At 62.8% G+C, this 16321-nt stretch carries 18 protein-coding genes; 6 read left to right on the top strand and 12 right to left on the bottom strand.

The annotated features are described in order from the left end of the window. Nucleotides 1-43: 43 nt before the first annotated feature. Together C4K88_RS15415 and C4K88_RS15410 are read right to left on the bottom strand one after the other, a co-directional pair. On the bottom strand, nucleotides 44-295 hold the full coding sequence (locus tag C4K88_RS15415; protein ID WP_104122522.1) for a helix-turn-helix transcriptional regulator: 252 nt from the start codon (nucleotides 293-295) through the stop codon (nucleotides 44-46). Nucleotide 296: 1 nt separating this feature from the next. Further along, a complete protein-coding gene (locus tag C4K88_RS15410) occupies nucleotides 297-767 on the bottom strand; it encodes a hypothetical protein (protein WP_146065710.1) in 471 nt (156 codons plus the stop codon). 139 nt (nucleotides 768-906) lie between these two features. Here C4K88_RS15410 and C4K88_RS15405 point away from each other — a divergent pair, with 139 nt between their 5' ends. Beyond that, nucleotides 907-1950, top strand: coding sequence for a hypothetical protein (locus tag C4K88_RS15405; protein WP_241522003.1), 1044 nt, complete (start codon nucleotides 907-909; stop codon nucleotides 1948-1950). Between the two features lie 239 nt (nucleotides 1951-2189). Here C4K88_RS15405 and C4K88_RS17185 read toward each other — a convergent pair whose 3' ends face one another. The 3 genes from C4K88_RS17185 to C4K88_RS15400 form a co-directional block, all read right to left on the bottom strand. Then, the gene (locus tag C4K88_RS17185; protein WP_146065709.1) at nucleotides 2190-2981 is read right to left on the bottom strand and encodes a hypothetical protein; all 792 of its coding nucleotides are present in this window, start codon (nucleotides 2979-2981) and stop codon (nucleotides 2190-2192) included. A gap of 93 nt (nucleotides 2982-3074) precedes the next feature. Next, nucleotides 3075-3737: a DUF8548 family protein gene (locus tag C4K88_RS17180; RefSeq protein WP_146065708.1), complete on the bottom strand. Its 663-nt coding sequence runs from the start codon at nucleotides 3735-3737 to the stop codon at nucleotides 3075-3077. Between the two features lie 393 nt (nucleotides 3738-4130). After that, the gene (locus C4K88_RS15400; RefSeq protein WP_193900729.1) at nucleotides 4131-5378 is read right to left on the bottom strand and encodes an RES family NAD+ phosphorylase; all 1248 of its coding nucleotides are present in this window, start codon (nucleotides 5376-5378) and stop codon (nucleotides 4131-4133) included. On the opposite strand from C4K88_RS15400, the gene C4K88_RS17555 reads away from it, so the two are divergent. The 3 genes from C4K88_RS17555 to C4K88_RS15390 all read left to right on the top strand — a co-directional run bounded on the left by C4K88_RS17555 (nucleotide 5377) and on the right by C4K88_RS15390 (nucleotide 7378). After that, nucleotides 5377-5574, top strand: a complete 198-nt coding sequence (locus C4K88_RS17555; RefSeq protein ID WP_193900728.1) for a hypothetical protein — start codon at nucleotides 5377-5379, stop codon at nucleotides 5572-5574. The two genes, C4K88_RS15400 and C4K88_RS17555, sit on opposite strands and share 2 nt — an antisense overlap. 207 nt (nucleotides 5575-5781) lie before the next feature. Continuing rightward, nucleotides 5782-6354, top strand: a complete 573-nt coding sequence (locus C4K88_RS15395; protein WP_104122519.1) for a recombinase family protein — start codon at nucleotides 5782-5784, stop codon at nucleotides 6352-6354. A gap of 145 nt (nucleotides 6355-6499) precedes the next feature. Further along, nucleotides 6500-7378: a hypothetical protein gene (locus C4K88_RS15390; RefSeq protein ID WP_104122518.1), complete on the top strand. Its 879-nt coding sequence runs from the start codon at nucleotides 6500-6502 to the stop codon at nucleotides 7376-7378. 177 nt (nucleotides 7379-7555) lie between these two features. Here the strand turns inward: C4K88_RS15390 and C4K88_RS15385 are convergent, their stop codons facing one another. Further along, a complete protein-coding gene (locus C4K88_RS15385; RefSeq protein ID WP_104122517.1) occupies nucleotides 7556-8347 on the bottom strand; it encodes a ZIP family metal transporter in 792 nt (263 codons plus the stop codon). A gap of 335 nt (nucleotides 8348-8682) precedes the next feature. On the opposite strand from C4K88_RS15385, the gene C4K88_RS15380 reads away from it, so the two are divergent. After that, nucleotides 8683-8958 (top strand): hypothetical protein, encoded by a 276-nt coding sequence (locus C4K88_RS15380; RefSeq protein ID WP_104122516.1) that lies wholly within the window; start codon nucleotides 8683-8685, stop codon nucleotides 8956-8958. Here C4K88_RS15380 and C4K88_RS15375 read toward each other — a convergent pair. The 6 genes from C4K88_RS15375 to C4K88_RS15350 form a co-directional block, all read right to left on the bottom strand. Next, nucleotides 8949-9938: a class I mannose-6-phosphate isomerase gene (locus C4K88_RS15375; RefSeq protein ID WP_104122514.1), complete on the bottom strand. Its 990-nt coding sequence runs from the start codon at nucleotides 9936-9938 to the stop codon at nucleotides 8949-8951. The genes C4K88_RS15380 and C4K88_RS15375 overlap by 10 nt on opposite strands. Next, a complete protein-coding gene (locus C4K88_RS15370) occupies nucleotides 9935-11134 on the bottom strand; it encodes an ADP-dependent glucokinase/phosphofructokinase (RefSeq protein WP_104122513.1) in 1200 nt (399 codons plus the stop codon). Before C4K88_RS15370 ends, C4K88_RS15375 begins: the two co-directional genes overlap by 4 nt. A gap of 62 nt (nucleotides 11135-11196) precedes the next feature. Continuing rightward, entirely contained in the window at nucleotides 11197-12060 is an 864-nt protein-coding gene (locus tag C4K88_RS15365) for a ketose-bisphosphate aldolase (RefSeq protein WP_104122512.1), read from the bottom strand. Nucleotides 12061-12105: 45 nt separating this feature from the next. Next, entirely contained in the window at nucleotides 12106-12945 is an 840-nt protein-coding gene (locus tag C4K88_RS15360) for a carbohydrate ABC transporter permease (RefSeq protein ID WP_241522002.1), read from the bottom strand. A gap of 7 nt (nucleotides 12946-12952) precedes the next feature. Then, nucleotides 12953-13879 carry a carbohydrate ABC transporter permease gene (locus C4K88_RS15355; RefSeq protein ID WP_104122509.1) on the bottom strand — a complete coding sequence of 309 codons (927 nt, stop codon included), beginning with the start codon at nucleotides 13877-13879 and terminating at the stop codon, nucleotides 12953-12955. Nucleotides 13880-13951: 72 nt separating this feature from the next. Next, on the bottom strand, nucleotides 13952-15247 hold the full coding sequence (locus C4K88_RS15350; RefSeq protein WP_241522001.1) for an ABC transporter substrate-binding protein: 1296 nt from the start codon (nucleotides 15245-15247) through the stop codon (nucleotides 13952-13954). 225 nt (nucleotides 15248-15472) lie between these two features. Between C4K88_RS15350 and C4K88_RS15345 the strand changes: the two genes are divergently transcribed. Then, nucleotides 15473-16288 (top strand): DeoR/GlpR family DNA-binding transcription regulator, encoded by an 816-nt coding sequence (locus tag C4K88_RS15345; RefSeq protein WP_104122508.1) that lies wholly within the window; start codon nucleotides 15473-15475, stop codon nucleotides 16286-16288. The last annotated feature ends 33 nt before the right edge of the window (nucleotides 16289-16321 follow it).

Here is a 16321-nt window from a genome sequence, read left to right as displayed (position 1 = left end):
TCGGCGGAGTCATTCCGGCTGCCGTGTTCCTTCGTCCCCCTGGTCATGGCGGTGAGTCTAGCGAGATGCCCGGTGTGTCTTTCGCATCTCGGGAGGGTGTTGTGTCGTCGGGGATGAAGAACTCCTCGAGGGTGGTGTCGAAGATCGCGGCGAGCCTGAAGGCCAGCGGCAGGGAGGGATCGAAGCGTCCGCGCTCAATGGAGATGATCGTCTGGCGGGAGACGTCGAGTTCCTCGGCCAGTTTCTGTTGCGACCACCCGAGACGCGTGCGGTGGTCGTGGACCAGGTTCTGCACTTCAGCCCCGGAGGCGCTGGAGCAGATAACGGACCGCGACAGACAGTGACGCGAAGCCGAGCACGCCTGCCATCAGCAGCCCGGGGTCGACCGAGTATCTCGTGGGCAGGAAGCTCAGCACGGCCGCGGCGAGGCCGGCGACGAGGATGATGTCGGTCAGGGCTCCGGCTGCTGCCTTGTCGTACCAGGCGGACTCCACGGATTCCTCCGGTCGTTCGGCCGCCCCCGCCATGGTCGACCGGTCGACCACGAGGATGTAGACGAGCATCGTCGAGGGAAAGGTCAGGCAGAGCGCGAACACCACACCGACCAGGATGGGGGACGCTGATCCGCCGACGCCGAGCGAGGCCGCGAGAAGACCGAGCACCGCGCCGATCACGATGCCGCTGGGAGCCGCGACCGCGATCGCCGGGAAGCGACCCTTGGCGAAGAGTGTCCGTCCCCACCTCGTGCGCACGCTTTGATCTGCCATGAAAAGCCCCCAGTCGTGTAAACGTCGCTTTACATAGTCAAGTGTGCTTTACAGTCGTGAGGTCGTCAAAGACCTCGAGCAGCGCTCTATGGCAAGAGTCCGTGATGCCTCCCAAACATACGACTGAGATGCTGAGATTATGACTTCCGAACCGAACCTTGAGCCATACGCGTGGTTACCTTCTCAGCTCGAATCGGTAGCACTGAGGCTTGCCCGCGCCGACCAGCTGGCCTACGAAATGGGAGACGTGATAGGTGAGTGGTCGCTCGATGGCCCGATGACGCTGCTGGATATAAGGCGGGGTGCGTCGATGAGGCTCGAAGTCGAATCGGTGCGGCCCGTGCCCCCCGTTGCGTCGTTCCTGTTCAGCGAGGCCATCAACCATCTTCGAGCCGCCCTCGATAACGTCATTTGGCACTTGGTCAGCAAGGCGAACCCCAGGCTCTCGCCTTCAGCTCAACGAGCAGTTTCGATGCCCATCTTCGATCATGACAACCGGGAGGGTTTCGATAAGTGGGCAGGCCGAATGAAGAGCGCAAAGATCACAGCCTTCAGCTCTAATGCTCGCTTAGGGCAAGCGGTGCGGAAGTTGCAGCCGTTCGAGGATGGGCCGAGCAAGGTCGGTTCCGTCTCCAAGCGGTTCGCTGCAGTAAGCGGACACGACGTTGAATTAGCCCACCCACTACTTCTCCTGCAGGCGTACTCCAACGCGGATAAGCACCGAACTGTCCAGATCGCTGCCGCACGCTCGTTCGTGTCGGACGATCGAACACCATTAGGTGCTCAGGACCGTCGTCACCGACCACTTCGTGTCGGGGACGTTCTGCTACGAGGTCGGGTAGGAGAAGTAGTCGGCGTAGAGACGCAAACCGCAGCAATGATCCGCCGGCCAGAGCCGTTCACGGAATGGGCCAGTCCTGTGCAAGAGCTGAATAAGCTACGCCAGTACCTCAGTGAGGTAGCGATTCCTACCCTCCTTACAGGTCTCGTTCTTCCCAGTGGCCTTCCACCGCACATTGGCTTGGGCGATACCGGCCAGACGTTGAGGGAGCGCATCATCTCAGGCGGAGCGGCTGATGCAGTCCGGCGACTTGATGAGCCGACAAGGGAGCGTATGAGGAAGGCAGAAGCGAGGCCGATACAGAGGCCTAGAATCGTAATTGAGGATGAGGTCCAGAGTTGACCGGGCCCAAGGCTGAACAGCTTCAGTCGACGTCGGTGGGCGTCCGTGCGTTGAGCCATACCCAGCCCTCACGCTGAATCCTGACGAGTGGATCGAGGAGCTGAATCTTGACCGCTGTACGCGTGTATGAGACCGCGTGCGCCTGCACCCGAATGGCCTTCGATGGGAATCGCACCCACGCGTACAGCACGCCCAAGCAGTCACAAGGATGCGTTTTTCGCAGCGGGCCTCAGCGCCTGTCAGGTCAACCGATGAACGAGAAAGTAAATGGCAGCTGTGATGGCATGGAAACGGAACTCAGCTTCAGCCTCCGTCGTGAGGCCAGGATGAGCCCCCTGTCCGTGACTGATCTTCCATATGCCGACGAAGTAGTTGTGCTCCCCATCCGCGAAGTACCCCTTTCCATTTAGGGTATCAATTGCAGATCCACCCGGGCCACCTGACCACCCGGTGGCCCGGGTGGTCAGGCTTACGAGGGTGTTTTCTAAAGCAGCACGTAATTGACCATTAGAAGCCTCCAAAGATCCTGCTTTGAAGCTCTCGAAAGCTTGGGCGTAGTGATTGGCTGCGACAGGGAGATTGTGATTTGTCAGTAGCGCTTCAAGTTGACCTGCTTGAGCGGTAACGGGAATTTCATCAGCACCGAGTGGACCCAGGCGCCAGGTGAACTGAGTCTCCGGATCGGACCAGTCATACCGCTTCACTTCGACGGCATCTCCATGTAGGGAGAGATCGGCAAGACGTAGTTCCTCCACCAGTTCATCTAGCCACTCAGGACGTTCCGTCGCAGCGCGCTCGTTGCAGAGCTTTACCGTCAGTCTTGCGAGAGCTTTTTCCCTGACGGCAGAGGGAGCAGTCTGGATGGCAGTCGTAAGCCGCTTTTCCTTATTGATGCCTTGGCCACCACGCGTCTCGTTACCCGGGTCATAGGGCCCAAGGCCAACTTTCATCAGTAGGGTCCCAATCTGGGAGTGCGTAGATGTCTCGTACACGCTAATGATGATGGCCGCTGCTGTATCTGGGTACGTCATGACTCAAACTTAGCGCTGCGAGGTATAGGCCGGTGGCGGCGAGCCAGACACCGTTGCCGACGTCATTGTTCGTAGAGCTCCTTGACCGGGTATCTACTTCGACGGGCTCTCGTGCTGCCAGATTGCTCGGTCCAGGTCTCGGGGTTCAACCGAAAGTTCTGCGGCCGCGAGCTGGAGGAAATGCCGCGTTCGATCGGGTCCAAGCACCTTGGTCTCACCGAGCGCCCGTGCAAGGTAGCGCTGAATCATGACATCTGGTTTCGTTTCGGTGCCAACTCCTGCGTTCATGATCAGGTATGACCAGGCAAGCGGGCCAAAACCTTTGACTGAGAGCCACGCTCTCTGTGCGGCGGTACCCCCATCGATCACGGCAGTGCGGAGGTGTTCTGCAGTTGTTACGGCAGTATCTAGAGCTGCGAGGCGAGACACCCCCTCATAAATTCCCTCTGGTCGCATTCGATTCGAGCGGGCGAGAGGTCGCTTGTTGCGCAGGATGTTGACTGCGAAATCCCTGGGGCCTCCAACGCTGTCCATAGCTTCCATCAGATCGGGGCCACTATCAGTGTCAGCGGTTGGGCGGAAAGTGCGGTACCGGGCGATAACATTCTTTGCAGCGATCGAGAGGCCATTTAGCGAGTACGCAGAATTCAAAGCACAAAGAGCAAGTGAGTCGCGAAACTCTACCGGGGCAATCCAGTCCGAAGGATCACCGAGATCCTTCGTAATGGTCGTCAGGAAGAGGTCTATTTCAGTCATGTTCCGATGGTATATGGAGCACAACACCTCTGGTGGTTTGCGCGCAGCCTGTCGGCGTGCAGACGATTACCCAGCGCCCCGTTCCTATAATCAGTTGCGCCGCCGTGCATCTTCTTGTCGGCCTCGGCGCTCGTGCCGTCCTCAGTTGCCGACTAACAGCCGCACGCATCGTCACTCGAGTATCCGGGACCGCGATGACCGCCATCAGCGTCATCCTCGTCGTCGAATAACTCCCACCGTGACCCGTTCCGACCAGCACTCGTGGATGATGCGCACGACCACCACTCGCTCGAGGCGAGCTCTCCCGTTATAGGGGTTAAAATCCTATGGATGGATCGTTTGAGCTGTGATGTGCCTGGGAGTTAAACCCCTAATGCAGGTGAGTATTGCGCGCTAACTGCGTGCCTTTCGCACCGTAATATTACGGTCGACGCGGAAACGGTGCACAGTCTTCGGGTCGATAACGAAAAGTGGGGCATCCGTGCCCCGCTCGGATCTTCGCTGGAAGCGTTCGAGGTTGCTTACAGATTTGCCGACCTGCTCGAACCAACGCCGGTTTCCAAAAAAGAGCACGACGTTCTTACCGCCCTTACTCACCTGTGAAGGGTAAATGATTCCGTCAATCTGAGGATCTGCCCAATAACGGAAAGCGTCAGTTAATACCTGGGTGGGGGCGTAGTCCACGGGATGATTTCCATCGAGAATGACGGGTTGAGTGATTCGCTCAACATAGTATCCAAGTGAAGCTAATCGATGATCACCTGCTACTGGTGGTGAGTCGTCGAAAACGCTTCGAATGGGCAACGACTGTGTCAAGTCGAGGACTCGTAGTGACTGTTGCAGTATGAAAGTGCCGGAGACCGCTTCATCATACGGACTGTGGGCGGCTACCTCTGCGCATGCGGTCTCGGCGCTGAAAGCCGCGTAAAACATGGGAACGCCCTGGGCGTTCATGCGACCCGCACTCGCTTGATTCTCAGGAGCGGGGCCGAGCTGAGTCTCTGGAGAAAGCTTTGCATCCCGTTCAAGAGCGCGGGAATCACGGTCGGTACGTGCTCGGTATAGCTTTGTTCCACGCTCCAGCTGCTTTATTAGACCAGCATGCTCTTCAGCGAAGACGAGTAACGAATTAACAAACCGGTAATTACTTTCAGGTGCAGTTAGAGGCTTGGGGCCGCGAGGTGCTGAGAGGAGTCGAGATTCGTGCTTAATGCTCTCCTCAAAGTCGTCCCATTCAAACTCGACGCTTGCTTCGCGGTCCATGTCGTACGGTTCAAACCAGTCCTGGTCTTCTAAAATCAGTTTAGATAATACGTCACAGGCGAGTTCGAATACCTCTGAAGCGATACACCCATCGAGCAGGGCCTCGACTACCTCTGACGTTTCTCTCGGTTCTAGAATTTGTTGATGATCAAAGAATTGTCCTTCGTGGTTGTAGTGCTTTTCCGCAGTCTCGTCCACGATCTTGGCTACGTGCTCCAGGTTTACCACTAGACCTTGGCCTGCGCCTAGGCCATTTTCCATGCAGAGATGACAGATTCCTTGTTCTGCATGCTGGTTTACCCTACGAAGCAGGAAATGGTCTGTGATGTGCTCTAGGCACATCACATCATCAGTGACGTCTACACGCGGGAACTCCATGAGTGACATCGTGCCCGATGCCATCGCATGGCGCACATCGGGCGCGCTGTCGACCGGCGAGGGTGTTGTGCAAAAGGACCCGTTGTGCACCGATCGGTTGTGCGACAGGCAGACGGGTTTGAAGTTGGTGCAAAAGGCGCGTGCGACGTCATCGGTGGTTGCATTGAGCGCGACGGATTTTGCTACCAAGCCGTAGGTGCGACTGCGCATACGGCCCGCTGTCTGCGGGCCGTCCAGTCAAAGGATCCTTTGACTGGGCCGCCGGCAGGGTCTGGCGACAGGTCGGCGAACTCCAACATCGGCGGGGGAGTGGGCGTCCGTGGCGGGTCTCAACAATGTGTCTCACATTGACTATTCTCAACGAAGTAGAAGAAAGCCTCTGATGAGCGCGTGAGGAGTTGGGTTGGGAAGTATCGGGTACGCGAGGGTCAGCACGCTGGAGCAGAACGCTGATCTGCAGCACGCAGCGCTCTCGGCGGCCGGCTGTGATCGGATCTTCACCGACCACGGTGTGAGCGGCACGCGGGCGAGTCGGTCCGAGCTGGGCAAGCTCCTGGAGCATCTCCGGGCGGGGGATGAGGTGGTGGTGTGGAAGCTGGACCGGTTGGGACGCAATACCCGGAACCTGCTGGCCCTCATCGATGACCTCGAACAGCGGGGCGTGCACTTCCGGAGTGTCACCGAGGGGATCAGCACCACCGGTCCCATGGGTCGGGCGATGCTGACCGTGATGTCCGCATTCGCGCAGCTCGAGCGGGACCAGCTCGCCGAGCGGACCAGGGCCGGCATGGCCGCGGCGGCGGAGCACGGGCGGAGGGCAGGCCGGCGGGAGGTCACCGCGGAGCATGTGAAGGTGAAGCGGGCCCAGGAGTTGAAGGCGCAGGGGCTGGCGCCGGCGGATATCGGGAAGATCATCGGGGCGAGCCGGGCGACGGTGTACCGGTATCTCAGCCTGGGCGTGACCGACATGTCCTGAGGCGGCGAAAACTCTTACCGCCTCCGCCGCGGACCAGCCTCTGGGCTGCGCCACGCCAAACTGCTTCACCTCGAGGGATCCCTGACCTCAGAGGCCCCGGTCGTTCGTGGTAGACAAAGATCAACTCATCTGAAAAGGACAACTCGTGACTGAAGCGAAGCGGCACCCCTTCTCCGATCCGGCGTCACCGGTTTTCGGCATCCTGTCCACCGCAACGATGGGGGCCCTTTCCCTCATCGATGGATCCACGCTCGATGACCGGTCGCGCCGCGCTGTCCATGCCGGAACCGCTGTCATCACGGGCCTGTACACCGGGGTCACTGTCGGCGGCAGGCACCTCCCGTTACGGGTTTTAGCCGGGCTCGCCGGGGGAGCGGTCGCGCTTCGTTTCGCTGATCTCGGAGACGTCATCGAGGCCCGTCTCGAGGAGAGACTTCGGCGGGCCGGCGCGCAGCACCCGCGCCGCTGGATGGCAGCAGGCGCCGCAGCGGTCACGTTCGCTGGGTTCCTCGGCGACCGCGCCGCGGCCAGACGAGCGCTGGTCGTGGCGGTGCTGGATGATGCCTCTGAGCAGGTCAAGCCACTGGACCCCCGCGTCCGGAGCCTCGTCGAAGGCATCCTGGACGCCACCGACATAGCGGGAGCACGAGAGCTCCGCGCGCAGCTCGCCGTCGCGCAGGAACTCTCCTGGGGTGACGAATTCACCTCCACCGTGTACCTCGAGGTTCCCGCCGACCTGCCACGCGCTGTGCCGCACGATCAGATCTTCCCGGTACGCGCCCAGTTCACCGGACCGGGGGACGCCACATATCAAGTCGTCCTGCAGCTTTCAGCCGGCCACCTGGACCACATGGCCGTGGAACCGACAGATCAGGAGAACATCGATCTCGCCGACGGCATCCTGGCGGAATGGCCCGATCCCACCGAGGTCGTCCACGTCCTCGACGGCGTAGATGGGACAAAAACTGTCTCGCAGCCGACTCCTCCGTCACCAGACACCAAACCCACCAGCGAGACAAGGTAGCAAGACACGCCAGGAGCAGCAGCAACGGGGGGAGGGCAATGTCTCATCCCACTGTCGTGCTGCCCGCTGGTTGCGAGCCATGAGCCGTGGTCACCCGTAGTGGGGCTTTTGCGGTGCATCGGCGCCCTCCGGGGTGGTGGTGTGCCCGGCGTGAGTGTTGGGGGCCTTCGCTGGTCTTCAGATGAGGGAGAGGACGAAGGAGAGGACGAAGCCGGCGGCGGTGCTCATGGCGACGGCGGGTCCGCCATGTTCGTAGGCTTCGGGCATGAGGGTATCGGCCAGGGATGCGATCACGGCGCCGGCGGCGAAGGCCAGGGGCAGGGAAATGGCTTCCGGGTCTGCCCCTGAGAGGGGGCCGGCGCCGATCACGACGGCCAGGGCCAGCAATGCCGCGCAAGCGCCCCATAGTCCGAGGATGCGTCCCGTCGACCTACCCTGGGCACGCATGGATGATGCTCCTACCAGGGCTTCGGGGAGGTTCGATACGAAGATCGCTGCTAACAAAGCTATTCCGCCGGTTCCTCCACCGAGGGCGACGCCCAACGCCACATTCTCCGGCACACCATCGAGGGTGACAGCGGCCAGAAGAGCGAGGCCTGCTGCGCCGCGCGTTGATGCCTTGGAGGATGTCTCTTCTGTTGCCGCGGCGTCGGTGTCCAGTTTGGCGCTGCCTTGATAGTCGTCCGCGGCCTCCGGTTCAGGGCCGGCCTGGGCCCACCGGTCGAGTACTGCGCTGAGGACGGTGAAGACGAGGGCGCCCGCGAGGAGGCCAAGCGCTGCCCGCCAGATTCCGCCCTTTTCGAAGGCGTCCTCGAACAGCTCGAATGCCAGCGCGGTGATGAGAGACCCTGCCGCGAAGGACAGGAGAACCGCCAGCACCCGTTTTGGCAGATTGAAACGGACTCCGATCACCGCACCGATGACCAGGGCACTCGAAGCCACCGTGCCGAACAGCAGGGACATCATCATGGGGTCAGTATAGGAATCACGGCGGCGAGGTAAAGGCGTGTAGAGGCACTTGCATCGGATGCTCTGTCAGGGCGGATGCTTTAAGCGGGATGCGAGCCGCGGATCGGTGGCCGAACAGGCACCCGGCCACCGGGAATATGATCACCGTGTGTGCGTGAGAAATCTCGCCATTTTCATCAGTCCACTGTTTACCTCAGCCGATGGCGGCACTACCTTGGGAGCATCCGGGCGAGCCCGATGTCTCCACTGGACCACGAACGGGCCCTTCCGGTATCTGTCCGTACCGCCCACAGCACCCGCCGCTTCCGGGTGGGTCGTGCAAGGAGGGAAACACCATGGCACAGAACCTGAATCAACCCGTCACCGACGACAGCATCAAAGTCCGTCAGTTGAGCCACTACCAGTTCAGCTGGGTAGCCGGTGATCCGGGCCAGCCCGGATCCTGGACGCTGCAACTGGTGCTCGACCAGGGAGCCTGGGAGGAAGTTCTGACCATCGACGCCGATGACGCCGACAACCTCCAGGACCTGCTCTCCACGGCGGAGACCGTGTACTACGACGTCGAGCGCCGCACCCTGATGTTCGGGACGACGAGAACCGGTCACCATTGACGTCCGGTACTCACGGGAGGGCGCGCGACCAGAACCTCGCCGACGCCGTCGAACTCCAGCAGTCCTGCGTCGGCGGGCATCAGCCACGTGCTGCCGCAGGGTGCGGCGTAGCCTGAGAGAGACACCGAGCCCTCCGTGACGACGAGCACCGCGAAGCCCGCATCGATCCGACCTGAACCGGAGACGCGAACGCGCTCCAGGCGGAAGAAGATGTCGGCGTCGGAGGGGAGGAGGGAACCCGACGGTGGGGCAGCCCGCACCAGCCCAGCGAGCGTTTCGCGGGGAAGTGCCGTCCGATCGACGGCCGTCAGGGCCAACTCGAAGCCGAGGCCCAGATGCCCGTCAGCCGTCCCGTCGAGGGCGAAGTTCCGCCACTCCAGCAGAATCGAGAGGTCCTCCGGCTGCTGCAGTTCGAGCAGCAGCACGCCCGCGCCGATGGCGTGCAGCACACCCGGCGGGACGAACACCACGTCGCCGGGGACCACGGCCACCTCGTGCAGCAGACCTAGGAGCGCGTCGACGTCCTGCGCGTCCACGAGCGCCGCCAGTTCCTCCCGGCCGATGCTGCGCACGAGTCCGAGGTGCACCGTGCCGCCGGTCAGGATGTACCAGGCCTCGGCTTTGCCGTGGCTATGTCCAAGGTGCTGCGCCGCGAAGGCGTCGTCGGGGTGTGCATGGACGGGCAGGCGCTGGCCGGCGTCGAGCAGCTTCACCAGTAGCCGGGTGTCATCACCCCAGCGGGTGGTGTGGTCAGCGCCAAGCCAGTAGCACGGGTCGGCGCGGACGGCGTCGCGCAGGGGCCGGCCGTCGGCGAGGGGCGTCAGGCCGAGTTCCTGCTCCCCGAAGATCGTCGTGGTGGAACCGATCCAATCCTCCGGCTCAAACGGTGTCGAGGCCGGCTCGCCGCGGAAGGACGAGATCTGCGCCCCACCGCGGTAGAAACGCTGCGGCGGTCGGTTGGACGGAAGGCGCTCGATCATAGTTGTGGTTCCCTGACGGGGGCGTGATCTACCAAGAAGCCCCCCACGAAGCAGTCACCGAGTCCGATGGTGGTCGGCGTCGCAGTGTTGATCTTGAAGGCGGACACACCGACCACACCGGGGATCGCTTTTTCGACGGTGTCCACTACAGCTCCTCCTGCGGCGTTCTTCGGGAGGAGTGCCGTCGCCTCGAAGTCGGCCGCTGTGAAACCGTCGCCCAGCCGGAAGCGTGTGGCTGCCATCTGCACGGCACTGCTGAGTGCGTCGCGGTGCCGGGCGGCGGTGGGCCCGACGGCGATGGCCCAGTGCTGCGTGTGGACCAGCAGCGCGGGGACGGGGATGATGCGGTGCACTTCTAGGAGGGCGGCAGCGACGTCGGCCGGATCGAGGAGGTCCACGGGCCTGGCCACGTATTCCTGCAGCTCGTCCTCGTTCATGCCGTACACGTCGATGCGCGGCAGCAGGTGCGCCCAGATCCGTTCAGCGAAGCGACGGACGTAGAAGCCGGCGTCCTCATAGTAGACCAGAGCATCGGCCGGCAGCTGCGCCAATGCGGCGTCGAGTTCGGTGAGGCGCCGCTCGAGCAGCGCCTCGTCCTGCATGGTGTTGAAGCCCGAGACGAGAAAGGCTCCCGCGTCGCTGAGCGCGTCCCCCAGCTCGGGCGCGATCGCCATGCTGCGGTTCGGCGGATCGTTCGCGAAGATCAGGCGGTTCGACGACGGCGACACGATTTCACCGTCGTCGAACCGGACGACCGTCCCGGCCGGATATTGCACGATCAGGTGCGGGTCCAGGGTGTCCTCAGTGGCCGAGCTGACCCAGGAGATGGACGCCGGCATAAGCCGCCGCACGTGGTCGTCGATGCTGACGAGGTGCTGGACACTCGGGATGCCGAGCCGGTCGAGCGCAATCCCGGCCCGCACCCCGGTCCCCCCGAGTGTGATCTCCGTGGTGAAGCGGTCCGCAAACTGCTTGACCACGTCGGAGGATTCGACGAAGCGCTCCCCGCCGGCGCCGTCGATCACGAAGGCGAGGATGGTGACCACAAGCGACCGTTCGTCGACGATCGGTGCCATGGTGGTGAGCTCGGTCCGACGGATGCCGTACTGCTCGGCTAGTGACCCGACGATATCCGCGTCCCAGCGCACCTCGTAGTCGACGGTCCCGCCAAGTCCGAGGACGAGCGTGGTTCCCATGGCACCGATCCTTTCCTGCCAGCGTGTATCAGCCCCGTGCCGGCATGCTCCGGGGCGAGGCCTCAGTACAGTTTGGCCTTGCCGTCTGCGCCGAAGAGGTCGATCTTCTCGGCGGCAGTGACCTTGAGAGCGGCGATGGCCTCGGGCTGAATGGCATTCGGCTCCCGCAGGCGCTCGTCCGTCCCGAGGATGCGGCGCATGGCGTTGTGGTAGGAGACTTTGATGTCACTGGAGATGTTGATCTTGTTGATGCCCAGGCTCACGGCCCGCGCCAGCTCGCTGTCCGGATTCGCCGACCCGCCGTGCAGCACGAGAGGGATGCCGACGGCTGCCTTGATCTCCTTGAGGAGGTCGTGGCGCAGCTCGGGGTTCTTCTCCGCCGGATACAGCCCGTGCGAGGTGCCGATGGCGATCGCGAGGCTGTCCACGCCGGTCTCCTGGACGAAACGGACGGCGTCGTCGGTGTTGGTGTAGATGATTTCCGCGGCGCCGGACTCGCCGTAGCTGTCATTGGCGCCGATGGTACCGAGCTCGCCTTCTACTTGGATGCCGACGGCGTGCGCGGCTTCGACGACCTTGCGGGTCAGGGCCACGTTCTCGTCGAAGGGGAGCAGGGAGGCGTCGATCATGACCGAGGTGAAGCCGGCCTGGATGGCAACGATCATTTGCTCGTAGGTGCCGCCGTGGTCCCAGTGGATGGCGACGGGGACGCTGGAGCGGTGGGCGCGGCTGCGCATGGCGGCGACGAGGTCGGTGCGGATGTGGGAGACCTCGTCCGGGTGGATGGCGATGATGACTGGCGCCTCCTTCTCCTCGCTGATGTCCATGACGCCGTTGAACATGGCCCAGTCGCTGATGTTGAAGGCGGGGATGGCGAAGTTGTGTTCGTTGGCGATGGCGAGGATGGACTTACCGGTGTACAGCACTGTGATTCTCCTTGGATAGATGACGTGCGAAGGGTGGTGTGGGGGTCAGCTCTTGACGGAGCCGGCGGTGAGGCCGCTGATGAAGAAGCGCTGCAGGACCAGGAAGAGGATCAGCACCGGGATGGACCCGAGGATGCTCATTGCCATGATCTGGTTCCACTCGTACGAGTGCTGGCCCATGAGCAGCTGGATGCCGATCGGCACGGTGCGCATCTCCGTGGTGCGGGTGAGCGTCAGTGCGAAGAGGTACTCGTTCCAGGCGATCATGAACGTGTAGATGCCGACGGATACGATGCCGGGGACCGAGATGGGCACCAGGACGCGCCACAGGGCTGTGAGCGAGCCGGCACCGTCGACCCGCACGGCCTCGTCCAGCTCACGGGGCAGTGTGTTCATGTAGCCGGTCATCATGATGATGGCGTAGGGCAGCGTGAAGACCATGTAGGTGAAGATGAGGCCCGGGTAGGTGTTGTAGAGGCCGAGGGCCACCACCAGGCCGAAGTACGGGATGAGCAGGGTGATGGGCGGGACCGCCTGAACGCTGATGATGACGACGTTCAGGACCCGCTTGCCGCGGAACTCGAACCGGCTGAACGCATAGGCGGCATGGATGGCCACCAGGAGCGTCAAGATGGTCACCGCACCGGCCACGAGATAGCTGTTGAAGAAGAAACGCAGCGTCTCAGAATTCGTCAGGATCGCGGCGTAGGCGTCGAACGAGAACGAGTCCGTGACAAGCCGGGGCGGCAGTTCGAAGATCTCTGTGTTGGATTTGAATGAGCTGGACAGCATCCAGAGCACGGGCCCCGCGGCGAACACGGCCCCGAGGAGCAGGCCAGCCAGGACGCCGGACTTCGCCAGGCTGGTGCGGCGTTGCTTGGTCATCGCCATGTCAATCCCTTGCTTTCTGGTGGCGGACGTACAGGACAGCCAGGATCATCGACATCAGCAGGATCAGCACCGCGGCGGTCGCGGCGAGCGAGAAGTCGTAGTTGGCGAAGGCGAGCTTGTAGGTGTAGGTGCTGAGCATCTCGGTGACGTCGATCGGCCCGCCGCCCGTGGTCAGCCAGATCAGCGCGAACTGCTGCGAGGTCCAGATCAGGTCCAGGAGTACGAGGCTGATGATGATCGGGCGCAGCTGGGGGATGGTCACGTTCCAGAAGCGTTGCACCTGGCTGGCACCGTCGATGCTCGCCGCCTCGTGGAGATCCTGCGGGATGCCCTGCAGGCCCGCCAGGAGGCTGACCATGAAGAACGGGTAACCCGCCCAGATATTGATGAAGGTCACCGTGCCGAGCGCGAGCTGGGGATCGGCCAGCCACTCCACATCCGTGTTCAGCAGGAAGTTCACGATCCCGTTGGGGGAGAGCAGCATGCGCCACAGGACGGCGATGACGGCCGCGGTGAACAGCCACGGCAGCACGTACAGGGCGCGGAAGACGGCCCGGGAGGTGACGCTGATCAGCGGACTGTTCAGCAGCATGGCGAAGGTGAGGCCGAGGACGAGGTGCACGGCGACGCTGACGGTGGAGAAGAAGACGGTGTTGCCGGTCGCCTTCCAGAACGCCGGGTCCGTCAGCACGGTGACGTAATTGGTCGTCCCGGTGAATTCGGAGGACGACTTCAGGATTACGTTGTCCTGGAAGGAGTAGCCGATCACCATCACGATCGGGACGATCATGAGAACGAACAGAAGGATCAGGGTGGGGGCGAGGAACCCGTAGGACTCGCCGGCGCGGCGCAGCTGGCGGCGCTTGCGGGGCGGTGCTCCCCCGAGGAGGGTCTCGGGATCGGGCGGGGTAACAGTGCGGAGGCTCATGGGGACGACCTTTGTGGAGGATCGGGCACCGCGTGGGGGCAGCAGTGCCCGATCCGGTGCGGGGAAGAGGGCCTAGAACTCGGCTTCCCACTCCGTCTGCGCCTTCTCGAGCGCCTCGGAGAGGGACTGCTGGCCGTCGAACGCGGACTGCAGCTGGGCGCCGAGCTTGCGCATCAGTTCCTCCGCCACGGGGAGACCGACGAACTCGTTGGCCGGGTAGCCCGCCTGGTAGATCTCGAAAGCCTTCTTGAACAGCTCGTCGTCCTCGACAAAGGCGGGGACCGATTCGGTGTTGCCGGGGAAGGCATTCGCCATGGTGGAGAGCTCGGAATTGGTCTCCTCGCTCATCAGGAACGACACCAACTTGGCGGCGGCGTCCTTGTTCTCGGAGTTTTCGGCAACACCGATGCCCCACGAGGCGTAGGGGATGCCACGCTCACCGGTGTAATCGTCGGCGGCCGGGACCGCGGAAATGGAGAACTTGAGGTCCGGGTTCGTTTCGCGGATCAGGTTGATATGCGCCAGGGAGTCGATCATCATGCCGACCCGGCCGTTGGTGAACTCCTCGACCTTGTCCTGTTCCTTCATGGTGAAGCTACCCGGGGCGATCACGCCGTCGTCCCACATGCCACCGATGAACTCGACGGCGGAGGTGACGTCGTCATTGGTGAGGTCCGGCTGACCGTCTTTCAGCATGGTGCCGCCCGAGGCCCAGGCCCAGGACATGACATCGTTCTGGACGCCGTTTGGAGCCTCGAGCGAGAGGGGGAGTACCCAGCCGGCCGCGTCTCCGCCGAGGTCTGAGACGCTCTTGGCTGCATTGGCGAACTCCGTGCGGGTCTCCGGGGGAGCGCTCACGCCGGCCTGGGCCAGGAGGTCGTCGTTCGTGAACATCGGGTAGACGAAGTTGACGACCGGGACCATGTAGGTGCTGTCGTCGACCTTGACCTGACTCACCAGCTGGCTGTCGTCGAAACCGGCCTCCTCGAGCAGGGGGCCGAGATCGGCGATGACACCCTGCTTCGCGAAATCGCTCACCCAGGCGCCGTCCAGGCCGACGACGTCGGGCATGGTGCCCGAAGCCGCTCCGGCGAAGAGCTGCTCCTTGGTGGAGGCATAGGGCCCGCTGACGAGGTCCACCGTGATCCCGGGGTTCTCCTCCTCGAAGGTGTCGATCAGCGCGCGAAACTCGCCGTCGGGGAGCTCTGGCTCCCACCATTGGGCGAACTCGATAGTGACATCGCCGCCGGCCTCCTCGGAACCGGACCCGCCCGACCCGCAGCCCGTGAGTGCGACGATCGAGACTGCGGTGGTTGCGATGCCGGTGAGCAGGGTTGCGCGGGTACGCATGCGCCGATGGGTGGACATCAGATCTCCTCCTTGAGATTGTGCAATATTTCGCTTGGTTCTGCCGTTTCTTGCTGCTTTTCACTCTAAGTGTGCGCTGGCTCACATCATGACGTCAAGGGTTCCGTGCAAGTAAGACGCTGAAAACGGCACACAATCCTGATAGAGCTTTGCCATGGCGCAATAATCTGCGTTTTCCTGCGGTATTCGGTGCGCGCAGAAGGTCTGTGTGTTACTGATGGGGGCATGACTTCGCAAGAACTGCAGCGCGTCCGCCAACTCCCTGCCGGCAGGAAGGCGGATCTTGCCGCCTATGTGGACGAGGTGGGGCGCGTGACAGTGGCGGACCTCGCCGCGCACTTCAACGTATCGATCGACACCATCCGGCGCGACCTCGACCAGTTGGACCGCGAGAACGTCCTCATCCGGACGCACGGTGGAGCCGTCAGCATTGCCGAACGGGCCGGGCGGGACCGGGAGATCGACGTGAGGCTCAGCATGCAGACGGCGGAGAAGGAGGCGATCGCCCAGCTCGCCGTCGACCTCGTGGCCGACGGCTCCGTCCTGATGATCAATGCCGGGACCACGAGCCTCGCCGTGACCCGGGCGCTCCGCAACCACCGCAACCTGACGATTGCCACCAACAATCTCCGGATCCCGGCGGAGATCTCGTCGACCGTGTTCCGCGACCTCTACATGTTCGGCGGAGCGGTGCGCACCCTCACCCAGGCGACGACGGGTCCGGTCACGCTCGGGATGAGCGGGAGCACCCCCGAGATGGACATCCGGTGCGACATGGCGCTGATCGCCGTCGGCGCGGTGGACGCGTCAGGCTATTCGACGTCGAATCTCGGGGATGCCGCCATGATGGCCGAGATGATCAGCCGGGCCGAACGCACAGCCATCCTCGCCGACTCCACGAAACTCGACCGGCGGCTCTTCGCGCAGATCATCCCGTTGGAGGGCGCCGACTACCTGATCACCGACAGGGCGCCGTCGACGGAGCTGGCCGCGGCCCTCGACGCCGCGGGCGTGACGGTGCTGGTCCCCGAGGGCGAGTGAGCTCTGATCCCACGCCGGAGCCGCTGGTCCGGG

This window comes from Arthrobacter pityocampae, assembly GCF_002927275.1.
Taxonomy (GTDB): Bacteria; Actinomycetota; Actinomycetes; order Actinomycetales; family Micrococcaceae; genus Arthrobacter_D; species Arthrobacter_D pityocampae.
The sequence above is the reverse complement of the archived record's forward strand: the minus strand, read 5'-3'. Positions and strand labels throughout refer to the sequence as shown.